Genomic DNA, 14,586 nt, shown 5'->3' with positions numbered 1-14,586 from the left:
CCTCGGAGACCTCAACCTTGAGGTACGTCCCGCCAATGGACTTCACCTGATCAGCGACCTCAGGCCGCGGATCCGTCGCACGCACAATCGCACCCAGGCTGGACGCCGCCCCGATCGCCGCCAAACCCGCCACACCAGCACCGGCAACCAGCACCTTCGCCGGCGGAACCTTGCCCGCCGCCGTCACCTGGCCCGTGAAAAACCTGCCAAACTCATGCGCCGCTTCAATCACTGCCCGGTACCCGGCAATGTTCGCCATCGAACTGAGCACATCCATCGACTGCGCCCGCGAAATCCTAGGCACCGCATCCAGCGCCAACGCCGTGATCGGCCGCGCCGCCAAAGCCTCCACCAGCTCCGGCCGTAGCCCCGGGCTCAGCGAACCGATCAACGTCGCACCCACGGCCAAACGGCCGATCTCATCCTCAGTGGGCGGATTGATCCGCAGCACCACCTCAGACCCCCACGCCTCGTCGGCCCCAACAATCAGGGCACCCGCCGCAGCGTAGTCCTCGTCCCTGAAGGAAGCGGACTCCCCCGCACCCTTCTCGACCACAACCGCATAGCCCAAATCCAATAACTGCTTCACCGTGGTGGGCGTCGCCGCCACCCTCGTCTCTCGGCCCAACTCGGCCACGATCCCAATACGCGTCATTTACTGCTCTCTTTCATCATGAATATGCCCGGGACGGGGAATCCGCCGCCCGGGCGTGCCGACTTGTGAATAATCCCCGGGGGCCTGCAGACGTTGACCGTCGGGCATCTCGGGTTACGGGGCCGCGGTCCCGGAGGACCCGTCTCGCGGCCCTGCGATGGCTGGCGCTGACTTGAGGGCAGTAATTCTCAGCACCGAGACTCCGCGTGCGGAGCCATGGAACGGACCAAACTCGAACCAGAGTCAGGCCACCACACGCTGCCGGAATGCCTCGCTGCAGTCCCGACCGGCTGTCCCGATGCGGTAAATCTTTCCTTGGACACTACTTTTCAGCACTTCCAAGAGGTTTTCCAGAGAAATCCATGGAAAGAAGTTGATTTATTCGCGTACTGTCAAAAACTCGGCAATTCGACTTCCAGAAACCAACGCAGGTCCGTTTGTGGACCCGAGGGCCGACGTTCCCGCCCGGAAGGTGAGGTGACTGTGCTCGGCCAGGGATTTGAACCGGTTGCGTCCGGAGGCCGGGCTGGTTTCCGCGCGGCATGGGAATTCCTGATTCAGAGGGGTGCCGGGGCCGCCGCCCTGATGGCGCGGCGACCCCGGCAGGATATGACGAGAAGGTCCCCAGCTACATTCCGGGAATCTGCTGAGCCTCGTGGACCTCGATTTCGCTGCCCGGCATATTCAGGTGCGGGTGCTGCTTGGCGAGTTCCAGGGCTGCCTCAGAAGTCTCGGCTTCGATGAGGCTATATCCGGAGACCTCGAGCTGGCTCGGCGCTGTGGCTCCACCCGGCGAAACGCGGACGCCGTTGGCCAAAGGGGTTCCGAAGTCGATCAGCCCGTCGCCCACTTTGGCACCCCAGGCGTTCCACTCCCCCATAGCAGCTTCCATGTCTTCCGGCGCCGGCGGCGCGGCCTCGGCGGGTGTCATCGGAGAGTGATAGATAAAGAGAAACTTGGACATTTTTCGTTCCTTCTTTCGTGCTTGTTGTTTTTATTGTTGCGGGGCGAAACGGTCAGACGGTGACGGTCCGGCCGGTAAACGCAATGAGGCGTTCAAGGCTGCCTGCGGTCTCCGCGACAGGCTGGGCCGGCGCGAAGCTGCCGCCGGAGCGGACCTGCTCGGAGATTGTCACCAGGGCAAGGCCCTCCACGTAGTCCGTGACGACGTCGGACACGGCCAGGTCCTGGCCACTCGCCTTCGCGAAGTCCCACGCATGGACCATCAGCTCCAGGTTCAGGATGCTGGCCACGGTGGTGGCGGGGAGTTCGGCGAACCCCATGTCGATGGTGCCGTCGACGCCGCGGCGGGCGAACGCTTCCAGCGTGGGCTGAGCGAGTTCGGCGATGCGGACCTCGGGAGCCGCATCGGCGCGGTCCGTGACGTCGGCGCCCAAGGCAGTGCCGATGTTCTTCAGCGACCCGGCCAGGTGCTCAAGGAGTTCATGGGCAGTGAAGTCCTCGCACGGCGTCGGCTTCTCACGGTCTTCCGGGGTGAGCTTCCGCAGGACACCCAGCAGGACTGCCAGCGACGCGTCGGCGGAGATGAGGTGGTCGATGGGGTCCGGCGCGGCCGACCATTCGTCCGGGCCGGCACCCGAATCTGACGACGCCTCCGCGACCAGACGTCCCAGGAAGTGGTTCCACCCCTCGGCGTGTGCCGTGGACTGCTCGGGCGTAAGGCCCTCATGCACCAGGCGAAGCGACGTGCCGCCGTCGACGGGCTCCAGCGTAATGGTGACCGTGGACGCTCCCGGCGGCAGGTCCGTGGCCGACTCCCAGCCCCAGGTGAACACGATGCGCTTGCCCGGCTCGATTTCCTGGAACGTGCCGGCGGCGTGGTGGCCAGGGATGATGGTCCAGCGGTATTCGCCGCCTACGCGAAGGTCCACACGGGCGGCCACCGTCTTCCAGCGGCGCAGGCGTTCCGGCTGCGTGATCAGGGCGAAAGCTTCGTCGGCGTCGACGGGCAGGTGGATGGTTTTGTCGAAGCTCATGAGAGCGGTCCTTTGTCTTGGAGCGAAGTACCTAGCGGGGTGGTGCAGACTTGCCTGGACCGTGCCGGCCTGCTGCCAATGTTGCCGCGTCCGCGGCCAGCAGATCCAGCTCGTCGGTCCAGAACTGCTCGACCAGCCCACGGAGACGGCCCATGCCCTCGGGATCGAGCCGGTAATACCTGTTCCGCCCTTCCTTGCGCGCAATTACCAGGCCTGCCTGTTCCAGTAGCAGCAGGTGCTGGGAGACAGCCGAGCGGCTGACTGTGAAGTGGGCGGCCAACTCCCCCACGGACTGCTCCTGACGTGCCAGGAGGCGCAGCAGCCGCCGCCGGTTCGGCTCCGCAGCGATCTCCAAGGCATCCAACACACTTAATACGTTAGTTGTGGCTAACGTATTAAGCAAGGCCGGACGATCGAAAATGGCCCGCGACCTTTGTCGATTCCTGGACCACGTGTACAGCTCTGAGCCAACAACAACAGGACTGCGGGGCACCATGTTTGTGGACTTTACGGCCGCGACGGAACTTACAACCGTATTACCGGGGCCAACCAAATCTGACTGAGGCAATCTGTAGATATTGCTAGTATTCAGGCCGCCCCCGAAGGGGGAAACTGCGGTGCAGCTCGTTCGGGACTTGTAAGGATTCGACCCGCGTCGGCTGCTGCCCGGGTTGGCATGATGGGGTCATGGACTATCCCTCGGAACCCCGGGCCCGCGTCGGCATCATTGGCGGCACCGGCCTGTACCAGCTGCCCGGCGCCGCCGTGCTGGAGACGCTGGATGCCGCGACGCCTTTTGGCCCGCCGTCCAGCCCCGTCACCGTTGCCCGGCTGGCTGCACCGGACGGTCCCGGAGGTGCGGACGGCCCGGTGGTCGTGTTCCTGAGCCGGCACGGCCGCGGACACAGCATTGCCCCGCAGCAGATCAACCACCGTGCCAACTTCTGGGCACTCAAGAGCATGGGTGTGGAGGCTGTCATCTCGTCCGCGGCAGTGGGCGGACTGGTTCCGAGCCACGGAACCGGAACCTTTGCTGTACCCGACCAGTTTCTGGACAGGACCTGGGGCCGGGCGGACACTTTCTACGACGGCTCGCTGCCCACCGGCGTGCAGCACCTTCCCGCCGCCGAGCCCTACAGTGTCCCGCTTCGCGCCGCACTCATCGCCGCTCTGGAGTTGCAGCGCGAACACTTCGCACCGGCTGCAACCATGGCTGTCATCAACGGGCCACGCTTTTCCACCAAGGCCGAGTCGGCAGCCCTGGTCCGGGCCGGTGCGCATCTGGTCAGCATGACCCAGTACCCCGAGCCGGTGCTGGCGGCGGAGCTGAACATGCATTTCGCGGCGCTGGCGTTCATCACCGACGCCGACACCGGCCATGACGGTTCCAGGCCCGTAACCGCGGAGCTTGTACTCGGCCGCCTGGCTGCCGCGCAGCCGCGGATTCTGGCCGTGCTATCCGATGCGGTGAGGAGGGTATCCGCGGGGCTGGCCTGCGTGGAAACGGCGGACGACGGCGGATTCCCACGGATGGCCCTTATGCCCGCCGACGCCGTGGCCACCGTGATGGGCGCCCCCAGCCCAGTCTGCCCCGGTACTGGAAGGAGCGCGCCGTGAGGATTCTGGTCACGGGCGGAGCCGGTTTCATTGGCGGCCACATCGTCGAGGCCGCCCTGGCCCGCGGCTGGGAGGTCCGGACCCTGGATTCGCTGGATCCGGTTGTGCATCCGGTCAGGCCGGCAATAAATCCCGGCGCGTCCTTGCTGGTGGGCGACGTTGGCGATGCATCCACCGTTGCTGCGGCTTTGGAGGGGATCGACGTCGTTGTCCATCAGAGCGCCAAGGTGGGCCTCGGCGTCGACTTCTCCGATGCGCCGGACTATGTCCGCAACAATGACCTGGCCACGGCTGTACTCCTGGCAGGCATGGCCTCGGCCGGCAGGGACAAGCTGGTGCTGGCCTCCTCCATGGTGGTCTACGGCGAGGGCGCGTATACGGACTCATCCGGCCGGCTGGTGCGACCAGACCCGCGCCGGGCGGAGGACATGGAACACGGAATCTTTGACCCCCGGGACCCTGTCACCCGCGAGCTCCTGCTGCCCACACTGGTCACCGAAGGCGCGGTGCTGGACCCGCGGAACGTCTATGCTGCCTCCAAACTGGCCCAGGAAAACCTGGCATCGGCGTGGGCCCGTACAACGGGAGGCACTGCCGCCGCCCTGCGGTACCACAACGTCTATGGGCCATGGATGCCCAAAGACACACCCTATGCGGGCGTGGCCAGCCTGTTCCGCTCGGCCCTGGCCCGCAAGGAGGCGCCGCGGGTGTTCGAGGACGGCGGCCAACGCCGCAGCTTCATCCACGTGGCGGATGTGGCGGAGGCAAACCTGTGCGCCGTTGAGGCGCTGGCGGCAGGCGGGGTCATGGCGGCAGGCAGTATGAGGGCTTACAACGTGGGAGCCTCGGAGGTCCATACTATTGGTCAGGTGGCGGGGGTCCTGAGCACTGTTGGCGGCGGCCCGGCCCCTGTGTTCACAGGCGAATTCCGGTTGGGCGACGTCCGGCACATCACCGCAAGCTCTGCACGGGCCAAAGCCGAACTGGGTTGGGCTCCACGGCGCAGTTTCGAGGACGGCATGCGCGAGTTCGCCACCGCCCCGCTGCGTGGGGGACTGCCCTAGACGAACGGTCCCAGACCCTCCTGGCCGGTGGGGATCCGCAACCGAAACCGGCACCCACCCTCAACGTTGGCAACCTCCAGGGCGCCACCGTGGGCCTCCACGATGCCGTGGACAATGCTTAGGCCAACCCCTGCGCCGCTGTAGCGCGATTTGGTGCGACCGGCGTCCTTCTGCCAGCCCGCGGTTAGCATCCGGGGCAGGTCCTCCGCCGGGATCCCGCCGCAGCCGTCTCGAACCTCTACTACCGCCTCGCCGGCGGCGGAGGTCACGGCAATGGACACGGTGCTGCCATGAGCGCTGTACAGAATGCCGTTGAGGACCACATTGCGGATGGCCCGGGACAACGACGCGCCGTCGGCAGCCACCAAGGTGGGGGCGACAGCGTCGCCGTTAATGGCAATGGCCCGGCCTGCCGCGACAGGGGCGAGGTCGGCAATTGCGTCGCTGACGACGTCGTACAGGTCCAAGGGCCGGTGGTCCAGCACCAAGGTTCCGGCCTGGATCTTGGAGAGCTCGAGCAGGTCATTGACCAGCACGGCCATCTGGTCGGTCTGGCCGATTATTCGCTGGTGGTAGCCGGAAACATCCTCGGCAAGGCCATCCTCCAGCGCCTCGGCCATGGCGCGCATACTGGCCAGCGGGGTGCGCAGATCGTGGGAAACCCAGGCCACCAGTTCGCGCCGTGCAGCCTCCACTGCCTGTTCCCGTTGTCTGGATTCTTCGAGTTTGTGGCTGGTGGCAGCAAGCTCGGCGGCCAACGCGGACAGTTCCGAGGTCATTTTCCTTTGCGGTGCCAGGGGCTCTCCGCGGCCGATTCTGGCCGCGTCCCCGGCCAGGCGGTTGGTGTTCCTTGCCAGCCCTACTCCCAGGAGCACTGCGACCACCGTGGCAACGACCGAGGCGATGGCCAGGATGAACCACATCACCTGAAGATCCGCCTCCGAGATGAACATGGCGTTGAAGGCGCTCACCATCCCTGCCACCAGGATGGCGATGGTGGCCAGGACCACGAGCAGGATCTGCACCACAATGGAGGTCCTGCCGAGCAGTCGCTGCAGCACCACAGTCACGGCGCCGATGGCCAATGCCCATGACAGCACAACCGTGACAATGATGAACAGATCGCCGCTAGTCATGGCTGGCCGGCTCCGTGCCGTCGTCGAACCTGTACCCCACGCCCCACACCGTTTTCAGCAGCACGGGCGTGGTGGGGTTGGCCTCGATTTTTTCGCGCAGCCGGCGGACGTGCACTGTCACCGTGGAGAGATCGCCAAAGTCCCAGCCCCAGACGGCCTTGATGAGTACGTCGCGGCTGAAGACCTGGTTGGGGCGGCGCAAAAAGAACGCCAGAAGATCGAATTCCCTAGCTGTCAGTGTGAGGTTCGTATCGCGGTATCTGACGATGCGCGAGGCCGGGTTGAGGGCAAAGCCGGCCAGCTCCACGGGCGGTTCCGGGGTGAATTCCTTGACGCTGCGGCGCAGCACGGACTTCACCCGGAGCACCAGCTCACGGGGCGAGAAGGGCTTGGTGACGTAGTCATCAGCGCCCATTTCCAGGCCCAGGATGCGGTCGTCCTCGGTGCCCAGCGCGGTGAGCATGATGATGGGCATGGACTGGGTGAGCCGGATCCGCCGGCATACTTCCGCCCCGTCCAAACCAGGCAGCATACGGTCCAGGATGATCAGGTCCGGGTTGTGCGTCCGGGCCAGGTGCAGGGCACTGAATCCGTCACCTGCCATATCCACCTGGAAACCAGCCAGCACCAAATAGTCGTGCACCACCTGGGCGATGGTGGCCTCGTCTTCAACGAGCAGGATGCGCCGGTTGCCAACGTCCCCGGCGTCCGCGTCGGGCTGGACACTATTCACGTTCCCAGCATAGGTTCGTGGACGCCACTTTGGGTCTGTAGGGGGCTGCCGGAGGGCAAGCGTCCCGGTTCCGTAAGGATTTCCACCTGCCGCGCCGGGCCCGCGGATTCTACGGTCGAAGGGTGGAGAAAAAACAGAGCAGTTCGCACGATGGAACCGGCACGGCCAGCGCCCCCTGCACGGCGGACGACGACGCCGGCGGCGCACCCGCCGTGCTGGTGGATGTCGTGCTGCCTTGCCTCAACGAGCTTTCGGCCCTCCCCCACGTACTGGCGGCCCTGCCGCCCGGATACCGGGCAATAGTGGTGGACAACGGCTGTACCGATGGCTCCGGAAAGCTCGCCGCCAGTCTGGGGGCCGCCGTCGTCCATGAACCGCGGCGCGGCTTTGGTGCGGCAGCCCATGCTGGCCTGGTGGCTGCCACGGCGGAGTTTGTGGCCTTCTGCGATTGCGACGGTTCGCTGGATCCTGCACAACTGGCCCCGATGCTGGAGCTGGTGCGCGCCGGGCGTGCCGATCTGGTCCTGGGTGCCCGGCGGCCAGCCCGCGGCGCCTGGCCGGTCCATGCCCGGCTCGCCAACATCGTCCTGAGCAGGCGGCTGCGCCGGTTGACGGGAATCCCCGTCACGGACTTGGGCCCGCTTCGCCTTGCCCGGCGAACTGCGTTGCTTGGGCTGGACCTCACCGACCGGCGCAGCGGTTATCCGCTGGAGATGTTCCTCAAAGCCCACCGCGACGGATGGCGCGTGGCCGAGGTTCCGGTCGCTTATGCGCCGCGCCTGGGCAAGTCCAAGGTGACCGGCACGATGCGTGGAACCCTGACGGCACTCAAGGACATGAGGGCGCAGCTGGCCGCCGCATCGCGATGGGCGCCAGCGACAGGCGCCGGTAGACCGACTGCGGGCGGACCCCCGGCCGAGGCCCGGGGAGCGACGCCGTGACCCTCACCATCGCGGTCATCGCCAAAGAATGCATCCCAGGCAAAGCCAAGACGCGCCTCACGCCACCGCTCACGCCTGCGCAGGCCGCAGCCCTGGCCCAAACCAGCCTCAGTCAGACGCTGGAGACGGTGCGGTCCTTCCCCGCGGCCAGGCGGTTGCTGGTGTTTGACGGGACGCCGCACCGCAGGGACGCTGCGGGTTTTGACGTGGTTGCCCAGGGTGGCGGCCGGCTGGACGAACGGCTGGCGGTCATCTGTTCGCTGGTCACCGGCCCGCTGCTGATTCTGGGCATGGACACGCCCCAGTTTTCCCTTGCACCACTCGCAAGGCTGGTGGCGGACTGGTCCGCCCCGACGCCCCGCCACGACGCCTGGATCGGACCGGCAACAGACGGCGGCTTTTGGGCCCTGGGCCTGCACCGGCCCTACGGCAGCCTGGTCCGGGGCATAGAAATGTCCACCCCGCAGACCGGGGCGCACCAGTTGGCCCGGCTGGCCGGCGCTGGCCTGGCGGTGGGGCTGTTGCCCACATTGACGGACGTGGACCACTTTGCCGATGCCCTGGCCGCCGCCCGCGCTTGTTCCGGCACACCGTTTGCCCGCGCGGTTGACCGCCTGGCCCTGGGGCTGCCGACGGCGAAGGTGCCCGTTCCGGTGCCGACCGGCGCAGCAACCCGCGGGGCGGCCCAGCGATGAGCACCCAGACAGCCTCCACCAATACCGGCCCCTGGGCAGGCGGTGAATCTACGGGCGGCAGCATCCCGGTCGCCTTGTTTGGCCAAGGAGGACACGAGCCGTACGCAGGCAGCCTGTCCCTCGGCCTGGGGCACCTGACCCTCCGCCCGGAATCCGCCCGCCCGGAACCCATCGGGCCGGTCCACTTCAGCATGCAAGGCTGGTCCGCACCGGCCACCGCCTGCGAACGCGAGCTGCTGCGGACCCTTCGCGGGCCGGTTCTTGATGTGGGCTGCGGCCCTGGCCGGATGCTTGCCGCTGCCGGTGAACTGGGCTTGGTGGCAATGGGCATTGACGCGAGCGCTCCCGCGGTACGGGCGGCCACCAGTCGTGGCGCAGTGGCGATTCATGGCTCCATCTTCGACCCGGTGCCGCACGAGGGCGGTTGGGCGTCGGCGCTGCTGCTGGATGGGAACATCGGCATCGGCGGGAACATACGGGTGCTGCTGGAGCGTGTTGCCGCACTGCTGGCACCGTGCGGGCAGGCGTTGGCAGAGGCCGAAATCTCCGATTCCCTTGATGTGGCGTATCTGGCCGTGTTGGAGGATTCGGCCGGACGGGCCAGCGCTGCCTTTCCCTGGGCCCGCGCCGGCGCGAAAGCGCTGGCCGCCCACGCGGCCCGGGCGGGGCTGGTCTCCGTCGCCACCCGGACTGTTCAGGGCCGGGTCTTTTTGACGCTGGAACGTCGGGTGTAAAGTCCGACGGCGGCCACGAACCCCGCAGCGGCCACCACCAGAACCAGCCAGAGGATGCCCAAGGCCTGCACATAGTCCCCCTGCAGGACTGTATCGTTGGCCCCGCTTCCCGGGCCGCTTGGCTGGAGCACCTGCTGGGCGCGAATCAGCGGGGCTGCCAGCAAGGTCACCACCGCCCCTACCAGCAGGGCGCCGCGCAGTATACCCTGCTGGACGGGGCGCAGCCCGTACGTAAGCCGCGACAGTCCGCCGCCGGCCAGCATTGTCAAGGGAACCAGCACGCCGTCGTGCAGCACCAGTGCTGCCGCAAGCCAGGCTGCCACGCCGATCAACTGGGCAAGCGGCACATTGGCCAGGAATCCGAAGACGGCATAGCCGAGGACCGCCGTGCCCAGGGCCCCCAGAGCTGCCCGCATCCACCAAAACGGTCCGCGCTCCACCGTTACCGGCGGACCCATCAATGGCAGCCGCATCAGATCACCTCCACCCTGTGGACCCATTTGGTCTGCAGTACGCCCGGCCGGCCGGGAGCTATGATCCGTGCCGGATAACCGTGGTCAAGGTCCAGGGGCGCGCCGTTGAGTTCGAGCGCCAGTAAGGTCATGTCGTCCTGGCTGTACACGGCGGGCATAAAGGAGCGCCCGTACACGCCGCCCCTCTCCATGCTCGAAATCTGCAGACCGGCGTCCGCCGGCGCCCCTACCAAGGCCATCAGGTCCCGAATCCGGACACCGCGCCATTGGGCGCCTTGGCTCCACCCCTCCACGCAGGCGATGGGCAGTCCGTAGCTGTGCTGGGGCAGGGCGGCCAGCTGGGACAGCGTCAACGCCTTCTGCACCGATCCCGAGGCCACGGTCAGCACCCAGTCGGGGGCCAGCGCAGCGCCCTCGACACCGGCCTGGGCCGCTGTCCGGTTGATCGGTACTCCCTGCGGCCCCGCGTCCATCCGGCGCGGTGCGAAGAGGTTCAGGCCCGCCAGCCACGCGAACGACTGGCCCGCCGTCGTCAGAACGACGACGCCGGTGCCGGCGGTCATTGCCGCCAGGAACCCCCTGCGGCTCCACCCGGGCCTGGTGGCAGGCGCCATGGCAGCCGGAACCGTTTCGCGCTCCGGCGGTGCTTCAGCAGCCTCACCCGCGATGGCGGAAGCCTCCGACCGGCGGCTCCAGTGCGCCCGGATGAGCGGCAGCTTGACTGCGATGTGCAAGGCCAGCGACCCAATGATCACCCAGCCCAGCCAGTAGTGGACGTCCTTGAAGGAAAACGGCCAGGGATACCACTGGAAAGTGTTGAGCAATCCGATGGTGACTTCCACCAGAGAGGCGGACACGAAGAGGGCAATCGACGCCCGCTCCAGGGCGTGCACCACGGATTTCAGCGGCGGCCATCGCAACAGTTCGGGAAATACGGACCAAAGCTTGGCTGCCAGCAGCGGGATGGAGGCTATCCCGGTGGTGACGTGAATGCCCTGCGTAGCCGCGTACACCCACACCGGACGGGTCGGTAATAACATCCAGCCGGGCGGATCCTGCAGGAGGTGGCTGAAGAGTCCGGTCAAGAAGCAGACCGTGAACGCCATGCCAAGCCAGCGGCCCAGCACCACCGTCAGGCGTTTGCTCCGCAAGCGGGAGGAAAACCGTCCGTTCACCGCCTCCATCCGCTGCTGGAGGAGTGTGGTCAATCTGTCCATACTCACATCAGACCACCGAGGCCCGTACCCAGTCCCGGGCCAGACCTTACAAAACGCGAACGCTCCTGTGGTTCCATGGCCAACGGGCCTGCGCCCGGTGCAGGATCAAGGGGTGAATGAATTAACGCCCCGCCGCGCGCGGGCCGGCCGGGCTCCCGGGCCAGCGGGGAACAGTTCGGCGGGAAGCGGGCCGCGGTACGCTGGCGCCACCATGGCGGCGTTGGCTCTGGTGGCATTGTTGGCCGGCTCCGTCTGGTGGACCGTCACCACCGATCCGTCAGCGGAGTGGGTGTCCCCCCTTGGCGCGCTGGCGGCATGGGTATTCTTTCTCCCGGCCGCCCTGATGGCGCGCCGGATGCCCGCCCGGCATGCGGCCGCCGTCGTGCTGCTGGGCTCCTTACTGCTGGGCACCGCGGCAATTTCTGCAGCGCCTGCCACGAGCAATGACTCCGCCCGTTACGCCTGGGACGGCATCGTCCAGAAGGCGGGAATTAGCCCTTACCGATATGTGCCGGCCGATGAGGCGCTTCGGCAGCTGCGACCGGAATGGCTGTTCCAGGACGCCGGACCGGACGGAACCTGCCACACCAACCCCTTTTCGTCCGGTACGGAGACCACCACCAACATTCCCGGCGGCGGCACCCTGTGCACGGCCATCAACCGGCCCTCCGTGCCCACTGTCTATCCGGCTGTGGCGGAGCTGTATTTCCTCGCTGTCCGGCTCATTCCCGGCGCAGACGTTGGGTTCATTGCCTTTCAGCTGGTCGGGCTGCTGCTGAGCCTGGCCGTGACGGTGCTGTTGCTGACGTTCCTGCGCCGCACAGGCCGTCCGGCACACCAGGCAGTGTGGTGGGCGTGGTCCCCGCTGGTGGCCTTCGAAGCCATCAACGGCGCCCACGTGGACACCCTCGGCGCGGCGTTGGCGCTGGCTGCTGCGCTGCTGCTGGTGGGCCAGCGCACGCTGGGTTCCGGGATGGCCTTCGGGGCGGCGGTGGCCACCAAGCTTATTCCCGCCATCAGCGCCCCGGCACTGCTCTACCGCCAGCCGGTCCGCTTCGTCGCTGCGGCAGCTGCCACTTTCGCCGCGGCGTACGTTCCGTATGTCCTCGCCAGCGGCTGGACGGTACTGGGCTATCTGCCCACCTACCTCAAATCGGAGGGGTACGACGGGCAGGACAGCCCGCGCTTCACACTGTTGAAGCTGGTGCTCCCGGCCAGCTGGGCGACGCCGGCGGCCCTGGTGCTGCTGCTGGGTTTGGCCGTGTATGTCTGGCGGACCACCGACGCCGCCCGGCCGTGGGACGGGCAGGTTTTCATGGTCGGCGGGACGCTGCTGCTCGTCTCGCCCAGCTACCCCTGGTACGCCTTGCTGCTCCTGCCGTTCGTGGTCCTCAGCCGGCGCTACGAGTTCACCGCCATCGCCCCTGTGCTGGCAATGATGTATTTTACGGGCGCCGAACCATACGGCCAGCTGGTGGCCCGGCTGGGACTGGGCGCCGCCGTCGCACTTATTGTGGTTGCCACAGTCGTGAGACGACGGCGTTCCACGGGCTGAGGTGGTGGGACCTTCATGGCTTGGAAACGCGGCCACATGGCTGTTTCCGCCACGACGAACGATAGCGACAGCAACAAGAAATGCGTTATGTCATGGGTGCTCTACCCAGCAGGCGAGGATGGTGGTTGAGAGCTGGTAGGCCAAGGCGTTTCGGCTGATGCTTTCCGGGCCCGAGGTATCCGGCAGGTCCGAGGCATCGACGTGCAGGACGAAGTTGTCCTTCTGGAACACGGCCGAGCCGTCTGCGGTTTCATAAGCGGGGAATCCCAGGTTCGCCAGGCCTTTGATGGGGGTGGCATCCTTTGCGAGGGCCTGCATCGCGTCGAAATATTTGCGTGCGGACGCTGGGTCTGCAGCTTCCTGCACGGAAATGTCCAGCGCACCTTCCTGCAGGTGGTAGGTGCAGGTGAAGGTGCTGTCCGCCCAGTGGTTGACGGTGTGCGGGTCCTCCTTCAGGTCAAGGATGGAGGTGAGCCTGTCCATCGGCTGATCCCCGCACACCATCAGGGCGGCGTCGCTGGGTCCGGCCGGGCTTGCGCCGGGCGTTGCCGTTGCGCCGCCATGGTGTCCGTTGGCGCTGCCGGAATGTCCTGCGCTCGGCGTAGTTCCCGGTGAGGCCGGCGCTGAAACGTCCGACGGCGGGGCGGACACCGCGTCCACCGATCCCGCCGCAGCAGCGCAGCCGGCGAGCAGCACGGATGCGATGGCCAAGGCGGCCAGCGCGTGGGCTCGGTGTTTCATTTTTTGTCCATCCTTGATTGTTTTCCGCTCCGGAGGAGAGGTCTGTTTCAGGCTTTGAGTTTGGCGTAGATGACGTAGTTGTCATCGAAGAGCCCGGTGGCGGGGTCGTAGCCGTCGCAGGTGATCAGGCGGAGTTCGGCTCCGGGGGTGTTGCCGTAGACCTCGAGGGTGGGGAACCCGTTTTTGCTGTAGAGGGCTCCGCGGTCAACGGTGAACACGGCGGTACTGCCGTCGGTTCGGGAGACGTTGATCTCGGTACCGGGTGTGAGTTTGCGGAGGTCCGCGAAAACACCCTGGTTTCCGCCGAGCGCGTTGACGTGGCCCAGCATCACGGAGGGCCCGCGTTCCCCGGGCGTTGGTGAGCCGTTGTACCAGCTCGCTGGTGCGCCGTTGCCGGTGTCCTGCGGGACTTCCAGGGAGCCGTTCTCCCGCAGGCCCAGGTGGAGCAGGTCGGTTCGGACCCCGATCGAGGCAATGCTCAGGGTGACCGGAGCTGAGGCACCCAACACCGGAAGCTGTTGGGCGGCCGTCGCCGGGGCCGCCGCCGACGGCGCGGCGGGTGGGGACGGGGACGGCGGCGGGCTGGCCGGCACCGACGACGAGGCAGAGGCCGAAGGCAGGGCGCCGGCGTCGGGAGTTCCCGATGTTCCGGCGGCGCAGCCGGCCAGGGCCAGCAGGAGCAGAACCCCGGCCGCCGCGGGGGCCAGGAGGCCTCCGCGGCGGCCGTGGTCCGTGGTTCTCACAGTATTGATCCGGTCAGCCTGGGCTTAGGCTGCTGCGTTGGCGTTGCGGCGGCGCACTGCGTAGGCTCCACCGGCGAGAGCGACCAGGACCAGGCCACCGCCGAGGGCGAGGGCTCCGGCGTCGTTCCCTGTCTCCTGGGCGACGCCGGTGTCAGCGCCGCCGGCGGGCATCTTCATCTGCCCGGCCGTCAAGGTCCCGCACAGGGCAGGGGACGTCGCGGCCAGCGGCAGGGTCGGTGCCAGGTCTGACTTGGCGGCCTGGCCGGCCGCGCTGAGCGCGGCGGG

Annotated in this window: 16 protein-coding genes and 1 pseudogene; 6 read left to right on the top strand and 11 right to left on the bottom strand. The window is 67.0% G+C overall.

The window, feature by feature from the left end; all coding sequences use genetic code 11:
* The 4 genes and pseudogenes from DAD99_RS00145 to DAD99_RS00130 all read right to left on the bottom strand — a co-directional run.
* Positions 1–655, bottom strand: a pseudogene (locus DAD99_RS00145) (NAD(P)(+) transhydrogenase (Re/Si-specific) subunit alpha); the annotation flags it as partial.
* A gap of 628 nt (positions 656–1,283) precedes the next feature.
* Positions 1,284–1,619: a hypothetical protein gene (locus DAD99_RS00140; RefSeq protein WP_193339844.1), complete on the bottom strand. Its 336-nt coding sequence runs from the start codon at positions 1,617–1,619 to the stop codon at positions 1,284–1,286.
* A gap of 52 nt (positions 1,620–1,671) precedes the next feature.
* Entirely contained in the window at positions 1,672–2,652 is a 981-nt protein-coding gene (locus tag DAD99_RS00135) for a TIGR03086 family metal-binding protein (protein WP_193339843.1), read from the bottom strand.
* Between the two features lie 31 nt (positions 2,653–2,683).
* Positions 2,684–3,019 carry a metalloregulator ArsR/SmtB family transcription factor gene (locus DAD99_RS00130; protein ID WP_309233159.1) on the bottom strand — a complete coding sequence of 112 codons (336 nt, stop codon included), beginning with the start codon at positions 3,017–3,019 and terminating at the stop codon, positions 2,684–2,686.
* 320 nt (positions 3,020–3,339) lie between these two features.
* Here DAD99_RS00130 and DAD99_RS00125 point away from each other — a divergent pair, with 320 nt between their 5' ends.
* On the top strand, positions 3,340–4,269 hold the full coding sequence (locus DAD99_RS00125) for an MTAP family purine nucleoside phosphorylase (protein WP_193339841.1): 930 nt from the start codon (positions 3,340–3,342) through the stop codon (positions 4,267–4,269).
* Positions 4,266–5,333, top strand: a complete 1,068-nt coding sequence (locus DAD99_RS00120) for an NAD-dependent epimerase/dehydratase family protein (RefSeq protein WP_193339840.1) — start codon at positions 4,266–4,268, stop codon at positions 5,331–5,333. Before DAD99_RS00125 ends, DAD99_RS00120 begins: the two co-directional genes overlap by 4 nt.
* Here the strand turns inward: DAD99_RS00120 and DAD99_RS00115 are convergent.
* Complete coding sequence (locus DAD99_RS00115) at positions 5,330–6,469, bottom strand: cell wall metabolism sensor histidine kinase WalK (RefSeq protein WP_193339839.1); 1,140 nt, start codon at positions 6,467–6,469, stop codon at positions 5,330–5,332. The genes DAD99_RS00120 and DAD99_RS00115 overlap by 4 nt on opposite strands.
* On the bottom strand, positions 6,462–7,202 hold the full coding sequence (locus DAD99_RS00110; protein ID WP_193339838.1) for a response regulator transcription factor: 741 nt from the start codon (positions 7,200–7,202) through the stop codon (positions 6,462–6,464). Before DAD99_RS00110 ends, DAD99_RS00115 begins: the two co-directional genes overlap by 8 nt.
* A gap of 122 nt (positions 7,203–7,324) precedes the next feature.
* On the opposite strand from DAD99_RS00110, the gene DAD99_RS00105 reads away from it, so the two are divergent.
* The 3 genes from DAD99_RS00105 to DAD99_RS00095 are packed head-to-tail and all read left to right on the top strand — an operon-like array spanning position 7,325 to position 9,572.
* Entirely contained in the window at positions 7,325–8,143 is an 819-nt protein-coding gene (locus DAD99_RS00105) for a glycosyltransferase family 2 protein (protein ID WP_309233158.1), read from the top strand.
* A complete protein-coding gene (locus DAD99_RS00100) occupies positions 8,140–8,838 on the top strand; it encodes a DUF2064 domain-containing protein (protein ID WP_193339837.1) in 699 nt (232 codons plus the stop codon). The genes DAD99_RS00105 and DAD99_RS00100 overlap by 4 nt, the downstream gene beginning before the upstream one ends.
* On the top strand, positions 8,835–9,572 hold the full coding sequence (locus tag DAD99_RS00095) for a methionine biosynthesis protein MetW (RefSeq protein WP_193339836.1): 738 nt from the start codon (positions 8,835–8,837) through the stop codon (positions 9,570–9,572). The genes DAD99_RS00100 and DAD99_RS00095 overlap by 4 nt, the downstream gene beginning before the upstream one ends.
* On the opposite strand, the gene DAD99_RS00090 is transcribed toward DAD99_RS00095, so the two are convergent.
* Positions 9,533–10,045, bottom strand: coding sequence for a hypothetical protein (locus tag DAD99_RS00090; protein ID WP_193339835.1), 513 nt, complete (start codon positions 10,043–10,045; stop codon positions 9,533–9,535). The two genes, DAD99_RS00095 and DAD99_RS00090, sit on opposite strands and share 40 nt — an antisense overlap.
* Positions 10,045–11,262 (bottom strand): molybdopterin-dependent oxidoreductase, encoded by a 1,218-nt coding sequence (locus tag DAD99_RS00085; protein ID WP_227007443.1) that lies wholly within the window; start codon positions 11,260–11,262, stop codon positions 10,045–10,047. Before DAD99_RS00085 ends, DAD99_RS00090 begins: the two co-directional genes overlap by 1 nt.
* A 211-nt stretch (positions 11,263–11,473) precedes the next feature.
* Between DAD99_RS00085 and DAD99_RS00080 the strand changes: the two genes are divergently transcribed.
* Entirely contained in the window at positions 11,474–12,817 is a 1,344-nt protein-coding gene (locus DAD99_RS00080) for a glycosyltransferase 87 family protein (RefSeq protein ID WP_193339834.1), read from the top strand.
* Between the two features lie 90 nt (positions 12,818–12,907).
* Here DAD99_RS00080 and DAD99_RS00075 read toward each other — a convergent pair whose 3' ends face one another.
* From DAD99_RS00075 to DAD99_RS00065, 3 genes are all read right to left on the bottom strand, one after another.
* Positions 12,908–13,558, bottom strand: coding sequence for a hypothetical protein (locus DAD99_RS00075; protein WP_193339833.1), 651 nt, complete (start codon positions 13,556–13,558; stop codon positions 12,908–12,910).
* Between the two features lie 47 nt (positions 13,559–13,605).
* Entirely contained in the window at positions 13,606–14,301 is a 696-nt protein-coding gene (locus tag DAD99_RS00070) for a sortase domain-bontaining protein (RefSeq protein ID WP_193339832.1), read from the bottom strand.
* Positions 14,302–14,325: 24 nt separating this feature from the next.
* On the bottom strand, positions 14,326–14,586 hold a 261-nt coding region (locus tag DAD99_RS00065; protein ID WP_193339831.1), incomplete at its 5' end, for an LPXTG cell wall anchor domain-containing protein.

It is taken from the genome of Pseudarthrobacter sp. AB1 (genome assembly GCF_014926485.1).
In the GTDB taxonomy this organism is placed as follows: Bacteria; Actinomycetota; Actinomycetes; order Actinomycetales; family Micrococcaceae; genus Arthrobacter.
Note: the sequence above shows the minus strand (reverse complement) of the source record. Positions and strands in the feature narration are given on the sequence as shown.

Excerpts from the sequence above, each read along its gene's own strand:
- DAD99_RS00095 (WP_193339836.1), top strand. The coding sequence starts at position 8,835 with ATGAGCACCCAGACAGCCTCCACCAATACCGGCCCCTGGGCAGGCGGT.
- DAD99_RS00090 (WP_193339835.1), bottom strand. The coding sequence starts at position 10,045 with ATGCGGCTGCCATTGATGGGTCCGCCGGTAACGGTGGAGCGCGGACCG.
- DAD99_RS00135 (WP_193339843.1), bottom strand. The coding sequence starts at position 2,652 with ATGAGCTTCGACAAAACCATCCACCTGCCCGTCGACGCCGACGAAGCT.
- DAD99_RS00125 (WP_193339841.1), top strand. The coding sequence starts at position 3,340 with ATGGACTATCCCTCGGAACCCCGGGCCCGCGTCGGCATCATTGGCGGC.
- DAD99_RS00115 (WP_193339839.1), bottom strand. The coding sequence starts at position 6,469 with ATGACTAGCGGCGATCTGTTCATCATTGTCACGGTTGTGCTGTCATGG.
- DAD99_RS00075 (WP_193339833.1), bottom strand. The coding sequence starts at position 13,558 with ATGAAACACCGAGCCCACGCGCTGGCCGCCTTGGCCATCGCATCCGTG.
- DAD99_RS00080 (WP_193339834.1), top strand. The coding sequence starts at position 11,474 with ATGGCGGCGTTGGCTCTGGTGGCATTGTTGGCCGGCTCCGTCTGGTGG.
- DAD99_RS00085 (WP_227007443.1), bottom strand. The coding sequence starts at position 11,262 with ATGGACAGATTGACCACACTCCTCCAGCAGCGGATGGAGGCGGTGAAC.
- DAD99_RS00140 (WP_193339844.1), bottom strand. The coding sequence starts at position 1,619 with ATGTCCAAGTTTCTCTTTATCTATCACTCTCCGATGACACCCGCCGAG.